This window comes from Xanthocytophaga flava, from assembly GCF_030068545.1.
Classification (GTDB): Bacteria; Bacteroidota; Bacteroidia; order Cytophagales; family 172606-1; genus Xanthocytophaga; species Xanthocytophaga flava.
In genome coordinates, this window is record NZ_JASJOR010000011.1 from 16960 (window position 1) to 29670 (window position 12711).

At 40.2% G+C, this 12711-nt stretch carries 8 protein-coding genes; 5 read left to right on the forward strand and 3 right to left on the reverse strand.

Features of this window, described 5'->3' with window-relative positions; translation table 11 throughout:
• The first annotated feature begins 205 nt into the window (after positions 1–205).
• Entirely contained in the window at positions 206–688 is a 483-nt protein-coding gene (locus QNI15_RS16905; protein WP_314032691.1) for a hypothetical protein, read from the forward strand.
• A gap of 72 nt (positions 689–760) precedes the next feature.
• On the opposite strand, the gene QNI15_RS16910 is transcribed toward QNI15_RS16905, so the two are convergent.
• Both QNI15_RS16910 and QNI15_RS16915 read right to left on the reverse strand, forming a co-directional pair.
• Positions 761–4996: a PAS domain-containing protein gene (locus tag QNI15_RS16910; RefSeq protein ID WP_314032693.1), complete on the reverse strand. Its 4236-nt coding sequence runs from the start codon at positions 4994–4996 to the stop codon at positions 761–763.
• A gap of 718 nt (positions 4997–5714) precedes the next feature.
• A complete protein-coding gene (locus QNI15_RS16915; RefSeq protein ID WP_314032694.1) occupies positions 5715–6155 on the reverse strand; it encodes a response regulator in 441 nt (146 codons plus the stop codon).
• A gap of 512 nt (positions 6156–6667) precedes the next feature.
• Between QNI15_RS16915 and QNI15_RS16920 the strand changes: the two genes are divergently transcribed.
• The 4 genes from QNI15_RS16920 (at position 6668) to QNI15_RS16935 (ending at position 9213) form a co-directional block, all read left to right on the forward strand.
• Positions 6668–7093, forward strand: a complete 426-nt coding sequence (locus QNI15_RS16920) for a response regulator (RefSeq protein WP_314032695.1) — start codon at positions 6668–6670, stop codon at positions 7091–7093.
• Between the two features lie 118 nt (positions 7094–7211).
• Positions 7212–7649, forward strand: coding sequence for a response regulator (locus QNI15_RS16925; protein WP_314032696.1), 438 nt, complete (start codon positions 7212–7214; stop codon positions 7647–7649).
• A gap of 174 nt (positions 7650–7823) precedes the next feature.
• Positions 7824–8492: a DUF6766 family protein gene (locus tag QNI15_RS16930; protein ID WP_314032698.1), complete on the forward strand. Its 669-nt coding sequence runs from the start codon at positions 7824–7826 to the stop codon at positions 8490–8492.
• 223 nt (positions 8493–8715) lie between these two features.
• The gene (locus QNI15_RS16935; protein WP_313977801.1) at positions 8716–9213 is read left to right on the forward strand and encodes a YciE/YciF ferroxidase family protein; all 498 of its coding nucleotides are present in this window, start codon (positions 8716–8718) and stop codon (positions 9211–9213) included.
• A gap of 696 nt (positions 9214–9909) precedes the next feature.
• Here the strand turns inward: QNI15_RS16935 and treZ are convergent.
• Positions 9910–11814, reverse strand: a complete 1905-nt coding sequence (treZ, locus tag QNI15_RS16940; protein WP_314032699.1) for a malto-oligosyltrehalose trehalohydrolase — start codon at positions 11812–11814, stop codon at positions 9910–9912.
• Positions 11815–12711: the final 897 nt, after the last annotated feature.

Here is a 12711-nt window from a genome sequence, read left to right on the forward strand (position 1 = left end):
TTTCACTTCCTACACTACTCTCCCAGATTAAATACACAGATAGGGCATTTCTCTTTATACCTGTTGCGTACTTTTTACGGCTATGCCGGATTGCCTTATACTGAGAGATACTTCTAGTAAGAGCATATCTATATAGCTTATCTATCTCATCAGCTACTAAAAGAGATTCATTGAATTGAGTTATTTAAATTAGAAAAGGAAACAAATGATGCGCAAAAAACAAATCCTGGATACATCGCAGGGCAGTCAGGCTGCCGCTCAGTTTGAATGGTTGAATCTGAGTACACTAGCACAGGTAGAGTTTTCGTCCGAATCACCGGAGTATCCTATTGAAGAGGCTCTGGAAGTAGAAGGAGGAAAAGGATGGCGTTCTGCTTTGCCTGGAAAACAATTCATTCGTATTGTATTTGATATACCACAAACCATTCACAAGGTTTTTCTGCTTTTTGAAGAAAACGTTCAGGCCCGCACACAAGAGTTTGTCCTACGTTATTCGTCTGCCGGAAAAGAGTCCTTTCACACTATTGTTCTGCAGCAATATACCTTTAGTCCACCACATACCACAAACCAGCTTGAAGTATATCAGGTAGACCTAACCAATGTACAGATTCTTGAACTGGAGATACTACCTGATATAAATACGAGTAACGCATTTGCTTCGTTGAAAAAACTAAAGCTTAGCAGTTAAACAACAGAGTGGATGTGGCAATCTGGCCTACTGAGTTTTTTAACGGGTTGCCTTCCAATGATAATGATACTATTAATGAACAGGAAAACAGATAATAATCAGCGTCCCTTTACCAGGTGTTGACTCAATTTCTATCGTTCCTCTGAGCAGAGCTAACCTATCCCGAATCGACTTCATACCAATGCCAGTAGATGTCTGGTTTTCATCCATTCCCTTTCCATCGTCCTGAGCTTCGATATAGATATTGTTTTGTTCTTTGGTTACTTCGATACGGGCACGGCTAGCTTTTGAATGTCTGACAATGTTGTTGACAAGTTCCTGTACAATCCGGAAGATAGCTGTTTCCTGATAGGGTTTTAACCGATCTTCTATGCTGCTGTAAGTAAACGTAATGCCACTGTTTTGAAAGCGTCGGCAAATGTCTGCAATGGCATAGTTTAATCCATACTCTTTTAACAGAACCGACACCATTTCGTGTGATACCCTGCGCGTTTCAGCTATGCCTTGGGTTAACATAGACTCAGTACTTTTCAAAGCTTCCTGTATAGACCTGTTTTGGTATTCAGGTTGTGTTAATAGCTGGGCAAGTAGATTCAGGTTCAGTTGTGTTGCATACAAGATCTGACCTACTCCATTGTGCAACGACTCTGATATCCGTCTGCGTTCTTCTTCCTGCGCCTCCAGAATAGCCAGCAAAAGCTGATTCTGCTGCTCTACTCGTATACGCATATTTTCTTCTTCCAGTTGTTTGATTTCTGAAAGATCCAGGTCTACACCAACTACCCGTATAGGTAATCCTGTTGTATCATACATAAGTACACCTTTAACCTTAAGCGTTATTTGCTTTTGATTAATCACCAACTGCAACATTTCCTCAAACGGTCCTTTTCCACTTCGGATGTATTCTACTACTTTCTCTGCCATCGGATAATCTTGCTCACTAACATAGTCCAGATACACTTCAGGGCTAATGTGACTATTGAGTGGCAAGCTAAACAAACGATACATACCCTCTGACCATCGAAATTCTTCAGTTGCTAATTCATATTCCCAGCTTCCAATTGAGGCCACCTGTTCGGATTGCTGCAAAATAGTAAGCTGTTTTTTAAACTGGATTTCTGCTTGCTTGCGGTCGTGGATGTCAGTAGCGGCGCCATACATTTTGAACACATGGCCGTTCTCATCTTTGAGTGGCAACGCACTGATAACAAACCAGCGATACTCGCCGTCGTAGCGCCGTATCCGGTGCTCCTGTTGCAAAGGCCTGCCAGCTTCAACTGCCTCACCATAGCTCTGTGCAGAACCTTCTTTATCGTCAGGGTGAATGGCGTCTGTCCAGCCCCAGCCGATAGCCTGTTCGAGACTCTGTCCGGTATATTCCAGCCAACGCTGGTTATACCAGTTGGTTGAGCCATCCGGTTCACTATCCCAAAGCAGGTCGGGCACCAGATTGGCAATCGATTGGAAACGTTTTTGCGACTCTCGCAATGCTTCTTCAGCTTTTGCTCTTTCTACGGCTGCCCAGGTAAGCTCAGCAATTTCTTCCATCAAGTCCACTTCGTCTTGTCTCCAGATACGTTTGACCATATCCTGAATATAGAATGAAGCCACCCAGATTCCTTTTTTCATCAGTTGGACCGATAGGGTGGAGCGAATATTCCCCAGAGCTTTAATTCCTTCTTCCTTTTCCTTAGTTCGAGGATCTTCCAGGACATCTTCCACCACAATGGTTTTCCCACTACGGCACTCTCTTAGGATCTGATCTCCGAAACCGGAAAGAGGATCTATTCCCTGCAAATTTTGCATCACACCCTTGGTCCAGTCTCGCTCTACTACCAAATGGTCATAAGGTGGCGGAAGCTGGGCATACCCGCAGCGGCTAACCTTAAAATGAGATCCAACAGATTCACTAACTGTAGCCATAATCTGAGCCGTATCTGTTAAGGATCTTAACGCATCAGTCAAATTTAGTACAAAAGCTTGTCGCTGTTCGGCTTGCTTGCGTTTGGTAATATCCAGATTGGTAGCTACCACACCATCCTCTAGTTTCACAAACATACACGAGAACCACTTAGTAAACCCGTCATACGGATAGTAGTATTCCATTCCTTCGGCTTTGCCTGTCTCAATCACCCGGAGCATCAGGTCAAAAATTCCGGTTTGTTTAATGCCCGGATAGGTCTGTGCATACAAACTACCTTCCAGATCTGTACGGCCTGTTTCCCGCTTAAGCTCTTTGTTTGCCATTTGAATCCGGAAATCGAGGATATTTCCCTCTTCATCCCGAACAGCCTTCATTACTGACATACTCATCAGATTGGTGTCAAATACCGATTGTAACAGATCCCTGCTCTCAGCCAGTGCCTGCTCTTTCTGTATTTGCTGAGTAATATCCTGTACTACTCCCCGCAGGCCAGTGACACCGGATAATGGACTATGCATGACCTGTGCCCGAATCAGTACATGCCTGAGTTGCTGGTCGTTGCTACGGATCAATATACCCTCCATTTCAAATCCCTGTTTGGTTTGCAGGGCCTTTGCCGACAGTTGCTTCAATTGTGTCTGGCTTTCTTCTGTGTAAAAAGAGATGGCTTTCTCAAAATTCATTTCCTCTCCCTGATCCACCCCCATAATTTCATACATCTGTCTGCTCCAGATAACTCTATCATGGGCCGTGTAGTATTGAAAGCTGCCAATGCGTCCGATGGACTCGGCTTCACTAAGTTGTTCGTATTGTGCTCTTAGTTTTTGTTCAGCCTGCTTGCGCTCGGTTACATCTTCAAAAGACACGACAGCTCCATCTTCAAATCTGACAGCGGTAACGCTAAACCAGCGATGGATACGTTTCTGTCGGGTAAAGAGTTCTACTTTTTGTGGTGTACCCGAATCCACTACACCTTTGAGTGCACTAAAAAGTTTTGTTCGCTGAAATCCTTTATGAATGCTTGAGTAGGGCTTTCCAACCAGATCATATCGGTTATGAAAGTTTTCAATAGTTTTGTTTACCAGCAGATAGTCAAAGTCTATGATGGCATCTTCCGCATCCCGTACAGCCTTTAGTACACTGATCCCATTGCTGGAAGAATCAAAGACAGACTGGAGAAGATCTTTGTTTTCCTGTAGGTGTTGCTGTGCCTTTTTTTCGATAGTAGTATTATGAATCAGGCTGATGTATTGCAGTGGCTTTCCGGATTGATCCCGTTTGAAGGGCTTGGCCCGGATTCTGCGCCACTCAAGGGTACCATCTTTGTGCAGAATGCGGTAGTCCAAGCATTGTAATTTGTCTGTGTCAGAATCAGCCACTGTATCTAACAACTGTCTGAGTAAAGGTACATCTTCAGGATGCACAATGGTATTAACCCATTGCATATTATCCATTTGTTCAAGCTCTTCTTCGGAGTATCCCAGACGGGTAAACTGCTTCCGGTTTTTGTATACAATACGTTTGGTAACCAGATCGTAAATACTAACAGTACCGGGTACGGCATCTGCTATCTGCCGGATAAGGTTAGATTGCTGACTTTGTTCTGCTTCGGCTCTTTTCTGCTGGGTGATATCCTGGACAATGCCGCAGTAATAGATGTTTTCTTCAGGTGTAGTAGTTGCTAGTTCTCTTTGCCAGTACAACACTCTTTCTTCTCCATTATCCTGAAGGATACGGTACTGCATTACAGCAAATTCAGGTTTATGGATCTCTGCCAACAGTTGACGGAAATGTGATTGATCCTGTGGGTGAATCAGTGAAAGATCGATCAGAGATAGAAGTTTTTCCTGTGTAATCCATTCACTCTGTGGTGCCATCCCATGCATGCGATATAATTCTTCACTCCAATACCAGGACATGTCCGGAACAGAATGTTCAAAATATCCAATACGGCTCAGACGTTGAATTATTTGCAAACGATGCTGTCCGCTACGAGTTTGTGATTGTTTATATGCTGTTTCCTGCGTCTCTGCAAAAGAAACGATAACGCCCTGCTCGCTGGGAGTTGCCTTCAGTGTAATGGGTGGTTTGTTCAGAAGAGAAACAGACTCACAGGTAAATATTTCTTTCTCAATTAAGGCTTTCTGAATAGCTGAAAAACAAGAGGTGGATACCAGTTGTGGAAATACCTCCCATATGTTTTTTTGCAGCATCTTTTCTTTGGTAAGCGAAAAGAAAACTTCCGCCTGATGATTTATATAGATAAATTGGTTTTGCGCATTGAGCTCATAACACCCAATAGGTAAGGTATTGAGAATTTGTTCGGCTTGTATAAGACGGGTAAAATCCGCATTACTTTCAGGAAGGCCAGCTTGTGAATACATAATAAAAGAAGTAAAAAGTAAGGTAACGGTCAAAGCGAGAGGGAGGACGGAGAGACAGATTGCTTTGTGAGACCGAATAACCTTTCGAAACGGATATTTTACCGTAGAGCGATATGCCTGACTAATGATGCACCAGGCTGTATTTCAGTAAGATATATGTACAAATTTATTGAAAATAACGTTATATCCTAACTTTTTGCAGAAAGAACTCTTTTGCGGTAAATAAATTGCGTTAACTACTCATTGGGTAAGTAGGTGGAGGAATATAACTTTTCGGTTTATAACTTCAGGCAGTATCTGCACTGGATCAATATTTCTATACAGCTTTAAAATCTGCCAGAGATAGCTGGCTGCAAGTATATAACCCCTTTAGGGAGAGTTGTAAAATATCTGTAGTCAAGTAAATTTTGTATTTTTTTTTATAACTCCTATGCGCTTTCTGCCAGCAAAGAAAATGTAGCTATGCGTGAAATACCCATTTTCATAATTAAGTATTTCATACATAGTCAGTACCTGCCATTTCTTTGTGTATGGCTTCTTACCGGTTTTTGGGTTATGTTTAGGGTGTTACCTCTTTGAATAGTGGCCAGAGTGCTCTCTATCTCATAGCAACAAAGACAGAAAAATTTTCCTGACTCAGATAAAGAACCTGCAATGTTGTTATGTTATATAAGTTTCTTAGCCAGTTGTATCTTTAATCCACTAGTATGTTAAGGTTTTAACCTGCTGCAGGTTGTTTGCAGATAGACCAATAGTTAAGAATTATCTCTATCAGGTCTTTCAGGTCTGTATAGTCAAAAGGTTTCTCAAATATACCCTGAAGAGCAAGATCGGCATAACTATCTATGAGGGCAGTATTCGAAATAGCATTAGACATAAAAATAAATGGAATACTTTTAAGTTTAAGCTGGGGATGAGTATCTATCCGCTTTTTGAATTCTACACCATTTTCGGCGGGCAGTATCATATCACAAATAATCAAAAATGGTGTAGGGGTGCCACTAGTCAGATACTCAAATGCAGCAGCAGCATTGGTAAAATATACTCTTTCACGAGGAGTATTTAACTCCTGAAAGATCTTTTCCAGTATAAACTGTTCATCATCGTCATCATCGACAATCACAATAGGACCTGGTGGTAAAGTTTGCGCAAACTTCATAGGTAAAAGGTTTATGACACAAAAAGCCATCAAAAGTGTCTCTATCTGAACAAACTACACTCTTGTGGCATCTTAACAAATAAGTATAAAAAATCACGCCTGAAATAAAATAAGGACAGAAGATCTACTAAGTATCACCCAGAACAGAGCCCTCTCAACTATCATAGAACCAGATATTCACTACATAAACAGAATATGTCTTTTATTCGAAATAATATGACTAAGCTGGTGAGTTACAAGTTTATTTTACTAAAAAGTAAATAATTCAGATAATACGTGTTATCTTTACACCTCATGAGATCATCCCTTGTCAAGTCAGGTACTATACTGATAACTCTGTGTAACTACTACCTATTTCTTCGTTTGTAGTTGTCCCAAAAGTTATCTGTTTCAGTTACTATCCTTCAGTACCTAATTACAAGGTTATACTTCACCCTTCACATATATTAAGAACTGGTGTATTGCTACACGGTTATTGGTATGGCTAATAATTATCATTATTTACTGAGTACATGCGTACTATCCTGATTATAGATGATGATCCGGAAGATCGGTTTCTTTTGGAAATTGCCTTCTCCGAAAATACAATTGCCAATCCGTTGGTGTTTCTGAAAGATGGTATCGAGCTGATGCAATATATCGATACAAAAATGGATACAAATATCCCCGCCTTCATTCTGATGGATCTGAACATGCCCCGTATGAATGGCAAACAAGCATTGCAGTGGATCAAGTCTGACTCCCGGTTACGGTGTATTCCTGTACTGATTTACTCTACCTCTGACAATGCACAGGAAGTGGGTGAATGCTACCAGCTTGGAGCCAATGGCTATATAGTGAAGCCTTCAGAATACAATGCATTGGTTGCCCTGGTTAGTCGTATATGTGCATTTTGGGTACAAATGACTTTATTGCCTGTAGCCCTAAGAGAAAAGTAAAGGTAGTGTTTGTTATAATGGTATAGTAACGATCTTTTCACAGTATACTTTTGTGAGGTATAGATTTTTACCCGTTTCCTTTGTACAAGTAAATCTTTGTTAAGATTATATCCTGCTTATGAATTATCCTGCACTTTCTATGAATGGCCCCATTCTTATTATAGAAGATGATGTGGACGATCAATTTATTTTTAGTAAGATCTTCAGTGAATTACAGATAGCGGATAAAATAAAATACTTTTCGAATCCTGCTAAAGCGCTGGCCTTTTTAAGAGAAGATCCCAGCCAGCCTTTCCTGATTATTTGTGATATTAACTTACCAGTAATGAGTGGACTTGAATTTAAAACAGCAATTGATCGAGACCCAATGCTTAGAACCAAAAGCATTCCTTTTGTTTTTCTTTCAACTTCTATTGCTCAAAAAATGGTGGATAAAGCCTATAAAGAGTTGACTATTCAAGGCTTCTTTCAAAAAAGTGATGATTACGAAGATCTGAAGCGACGACTCTACTCTATCTTAGATTACTGGCACCATTGCCAGCATCCAAATTCATAGTAGGGGAAAAATAGTAGAAGGTTATCACTTCTGTCTCTCAGTTTTAGTATTTGGATCAGAGATAGTAGCTATACAGTATGGACAAGCTATCTGCCTCTGTTATGTTATCATGGCAAGGTATTTTTCTTTTAATTCTATTTAAGTAGAAGAAATATATACCTTATCTGTTTTTGTATGAGCACTAACAACTATTCATTCTGGTACCGGAATGGGCTATCACTTACTTTAACAATACTATTTTTACTTTTTTGGCTGGGACAAGCTTATACAGGTTGGCATTCTAATAACCAACAGTTGATAGAAGATGGTTCTGATCCACTAACTCTTATTTCCTATCTATCGAGTGGTCATTTTATTTCAGCCACATTTGAGAACTGGGAAAGTGAGTTCTTACAAATGGCTGCGTATGTATTGCTCACTGTATCTTTGCGGCAAAGGGGATCTTCAGAGTCTAAGAAACTAGACGAAGAAGAAGATGTAGATCGCCAGCCACAATCCTCTCCGGATGCACCCTGGCCTGTGCGAAAAGGCAGAATCTGGCTTAAACTCTATAAGAACTCTTTGAGCATAACATTCTTCCTTTTATTTGTATGTTCTTTTATACTCCATTTGCATGGGAGCTATCTGGATTACAAAGATGAACAGATTAGAAAAGGACTTCCGATAGAACCCTTACGCAGTTATTGTTTTGATAGTCAGTTCTGGTTTGAGTCATTCCAAAACTGGCAAAGTGAATTCCTTGCCGTTTTATCGATTGTAGTATTGAGTATTTATCTTCGCCAATACGGATCACCTGAATCAAAACCTGTAGACGCACCTCATAGCCAGACAGGTAAAGACTAATGGTGTATAGAAATTTTTCCAGGAGACTAAGCCGAATATGTATAGGATTTTATCTGTTGTGAAATCTTACTTGTAAAGAAAGTACAACAAGAGATTCTGCACTTCTACAATTTTTCGTTTCTGTCAACACAAGATCATGAGTCTGAGTGATGGTATCATTTTTTATATCTATGAGATATCCATTTACAATAATTTTTTCGGATAATTTAAAACACCTTTTGTTATGACTAAGTTAAAAAGTTTAGAAGATCTGTTTGAGCATGAAGTAAAAGATCTGTACAGTGCAGAAAAACAACTATTGGAAGCACTTCCTAAAATGGCAGAGACCGCCACTGATTCACGTTTGAAAAAGGTATTCGAAAATCACCTGAAAGAAACGCAAATCCAGAAAGAACGCCTGGAGAAAGTATTCGAAATCTGTGGTTTGTCTGCCGGACGCAAAAAATGTGAGGCGATGGAAGGGCTTATCGAAGAAGGTCAGAGCATGATTGATGAGAAAGCAACTGATGAAGTGAAAGATGCCGGTTTAATTGCTTCTGCCCAGCGTATTGAGCACTATGAGATTTCAGGGTATGGAACAGCACGTCACTTTGCCGAAAGATTGGGAAAAACCGAAGCGGTAAAGTTGCTGGAGCAAACACTGAAAGAAGAGCAAAAAGCAGATACACTACTCAATGATCTGGCTAAAAGCTATATTAATCAGAAAGCAATGGACCAATAAGGCAATTAATGTGTTGCCACCTAATATCTATACGATATAGCTTTGATTTATCCGCAGATTGGCCATTGAATAGCCAGTCTGCGGATATTTTTTGCAGATAACCATTAGGGATTGGTTAGATACCTTAAAATAAAAAGTTCTGACAATGAATACTTTTCTGAAAAATAACGACTACATGATTCATCCCGAATTTTGAATAAAAAGATGTGATTGAGAAAGTAATAAAATATGCTACAAAGAGAGCAAAGATGACTTCAATCATGTGCGGAAGTGTAGGTGCGCTGGCAATCCTTTTCCCGCGAGGTTGGCCTTTGGCCTTGCGGGCGGAAGGATCGGGAAAAGGTGCCCTTTTTTGGTTACTTTTTTGGGCAAGCAAAAAAGTGACAAGGCGATAAAAAAGAGAGATGTTCTGGATTATAAACACGGATGTACACAAGCAAGCAAAAAATGACGAAGCTGCAAGTAGAAGAATGTAAGGGAATATAAACCGATTCAGAAAGAAACATCTCTCAAAAATAAACCCAAGCCCACACTTATAAAAGTAATAGACTTGGGTTTTGCTCTCATCCAAAATTCGGGATGACTCATGTAGACATTATAATACAATTAGTCAGAGTATATATGAAGCAATAGACTGAAAAAAGGAGGGTACAACACAGTAGTAAAACTGTTGTTCTCTCTTATTCTGATTGTAGCTTATTCTTCTACTGAAGTCCATGCCATGAAATGAGGACCTGACAGCGTAATTTCTGTTTCTACTTGTTCGGTGCTATCAGAATAAGATGAATCAATCAAACGTTTCCATCTTTTGTTTCCCGGCAACTGAAATCTCCATTCACCTTCTTCAAAAGCTACAGCACACAAAAGCATTGAATCCTTAGGATTCTCGGCCTGCTGCAACCACATTAACACCTTGTCTCCTTCAATCCAGGACTGTACCGCTGTCCGCATGACATTTTGAAAGGCAGGATGTGTTTTCCGAATCCGAATCAACTGTTTATAAAAATCCAATATCTCAGCTCTTCCATCCACCTGTAAGTCCCAGGACAAACGAGATCTGGCAAACGTCTGAACATCCTGTGGATCTTCGTATTCCAGTTCATCTTTCTGAAATCCTTCAAACTCCTCTTTGCGTCCCTTCCGAACGGCCTCTACCAGTTCATCATCCGAATAATCAATAAAATAGAAGAAGGGATTTGTCTCTCCATACTCTTCACCCATAAACAACATAGGTACATAAGGAGACAGCAAATAAGTCCCTGCTATTGCTTTTAACATGGGCTTGCTCACCAGACTTGCCATCCGGTCATTGCCTAAACGATTTCCAATCTGGTCGTGGTTCTGAATATAAACTACAAACTGATCGAAATAGGTGTGTTGAGCAGAATTGCCAAAGGTCTTTTCCCTAAATGGAGAATATGTACCATTGTATACATAACTATGCTCAAATGCCTTCTGCAAATGACTCAGCGTACCAAAGTCCGCGTAATAGTGATCTTTCTCCCCCGTAGCTAATGTATGCAATGAATGATGAAAATCATCTAGCCATTGTGCATCCAGTCCAAAACCTCTCTCAGCATACGGTAAAAGTAGTTTGGAATCATTCAGATCTGACTCGGCAATGAGAATATATTCATGCCCAGTCTGCATGCTGAGTGTTCTTACTGCCTGTGTAAGCTCAGCCAGAAAATGTGTGGCGCCAAAATCCCAGATACTATGCACTGCATCCAGACGTAGCCCGTCGATATGATATTCATTCAGCCACATCAGGGCATTGCCGATGAAATAACTTCGTACATGATCTGCTTGCTTGTTATCAAAGTTAATAGCATCTCCCCAGCCTTGCTGATATCGTTTGTGCAGATAAGGGCCAAAACAAGGTAAACAGTTACCTTCAGGCCCCAAGTGATTGTAAACTACATCCAGAATAACAGCCATACCTTTGCTGTGGCAGGCATCGACCAGCCTTCGCAATGCCTGTGGTCCACCATAAGAATGTTGAACTGCATATGGAAATACACCATCATATCCCCATCCTCTGGAGCCTGAAAACTGAGACAGTGGCAGAAGTTCAATAGCATTTATGCCCAGGTCAAGCAAATAATCCAGCTTGTCAATAATAGCCTCCAGCGAACTCTGATTAGTAAATGTTCCCACATGCAGTTCATAAATAATCATCTCTTTCAGTGAAGGAGCTTTCCAGTTTTGATCTGTCCATGGGTAATCCGTTGACACAACAGCTGACAGATGGGCGGTTCCTTCAGGCTGAAAACGAGAGGCAGGGTCCGGCATAGGGCCTTTATCATCCAGGCAATATCCATATCGGTACTCTATATCTGTTTTCTCAATTTCTACCGACCAGTATCCCCACTCATTTCGCTGCATAGCTATTTGTTCCTCTTTGTCAGCCTGACGCAACTGAAGCTCTACTTTTTCAGCGTTAGGGGCCCATACTACAAACCGAGTGTGGGAATCTACTAGAAATGCACCTACTGGCTGGGTTACTCTGGCTGTTGGCACTGATCCCTGTCCCAGACCGTTAAAGCCCATCAAATCAGGAATAGCTATCAGACCAGCTACATTTTCCGAAGCGTTTCTCATAAAAGTTAACCGAGAATTAAATTGATTTATCTACATAAAGAGTAAAGGCGATTTACAGCGGATGTCAAGTCAGAGCAATTACTCAATGAATGACATAGTCAGACCAGACAACTGCAGAATACAAAAGACGCCTTCCGGGTAATAAAATTGTATAAAATAATGCCTTTAAAAAATAAATAACCAGTGTTGTATGTAGTAAAGAAGTGGAAAATACTTGTTTTAAAAAATGAGTATTTGTCGCAGGAGAATCAATGTTATAACTTGAAATTACTATGAATAATAGTATGTTACTTCCTTTTTAATTAATAATGGATTGAATATTAGTCAATTAAAATATGGAATAGATTAATACCTATTACATCTGTAAAGAACGGTAAATACCTATATGGTTGTAAATTAATTAATTTTCCTCCTATTATACCTCAAATTATACTACTAACAGGCATACTTTTTAGCAGAAATTACTACTCCACAGATTGTATTTTCCCGGTATTAATTCTCTACAATGTGACTATACTCTATTGTTTTAGGACTTCTGGCTTTTGAAAATAATATCCTAACACTGTTTTCTTCATTCAATAGGATATATAAGTTCTCAAAGCCTGCCTTTTTGCTGTATCTACTCTAGTAAAAAGATAAAATCAGTGTACTACAGAAACGCTTATGCACTTACAAAGCCTGGAAACGGTTACGATAAAACTAGTACAAAGCTACTGTTACTCAGAAAGGAATAAAATTTTATCTAAAAAGAGTATTCTCAGACAGGACTAATCTGGAATGGCACACATCCGGAAGATGGTCAACCTCTGGAATTTATACAAGGTGGCAGAGAAGGGTTTACTCTTCCGGATCTTAATGAAGAGCCTCCGCTAAACTCACCTGGCTCAGAAGAAATTG

Excerpts from the sequence above, each read along its gene's own strand:
- QNI15_RS16920 (WP_314032695.1), top strand. The coding sequence starts at position 6,668 with ATGCGTACTATCCTGATTATAGATGATGATCCGGAAGATCGGTTTCTT.
- QNI15_RS16910 (WP_314032693.1), bottom strand. The coding sequence starts at position 4,996 with ATGTATTCACAAGCTGGCCTTCCTGAAAGTAATGCGGATTTTACCCGT.
- treZ (WP_314032699.1), bottom strand. The coding sequence starts at position 11,814 with ATGAGAAACGCTTCGGAAAATGTAGCTGGTCTGATAGCTATTCCTGAT.
- QNI15_RS16905 (WP_314032691.1), top strand. The coding sequence starts at position 206 with ATGATGCGCAAAAAACAAATCCTGGATACATCGCAGGGCAGTCAGGCT.
- QNI15_RS16930 (WP_314032698.1), top strand. The coding sequence starts at position 7,824 with ATGAGCACTAACAACTATTCATTCTGGTACCGGAATGGGCTATCACTT.
- QNI15_RS16935 (WP_313977801.1), top strand. The coding sequence starts at position 8,716 with ATGACTAAGTTAAAAAGTTTAGAAGATCTGTTTGAGCATGAAGTAAAA.
- QNI15_RS16915 (WP_314032694.1), bottom strand. The coding sequence starts at position 6,155 with ATGAAGTTTGCGCAAACTTTACCACCAGGTCCTATTGTGATTGTCGAT.
- QNI15_RS16925 (WP_314032696.1), top strand. The coding sequence starts at position 7,212 with ATGAATTATCCTGCACTTTCTATGAATGGCCCCATTCTTATTATAGAA.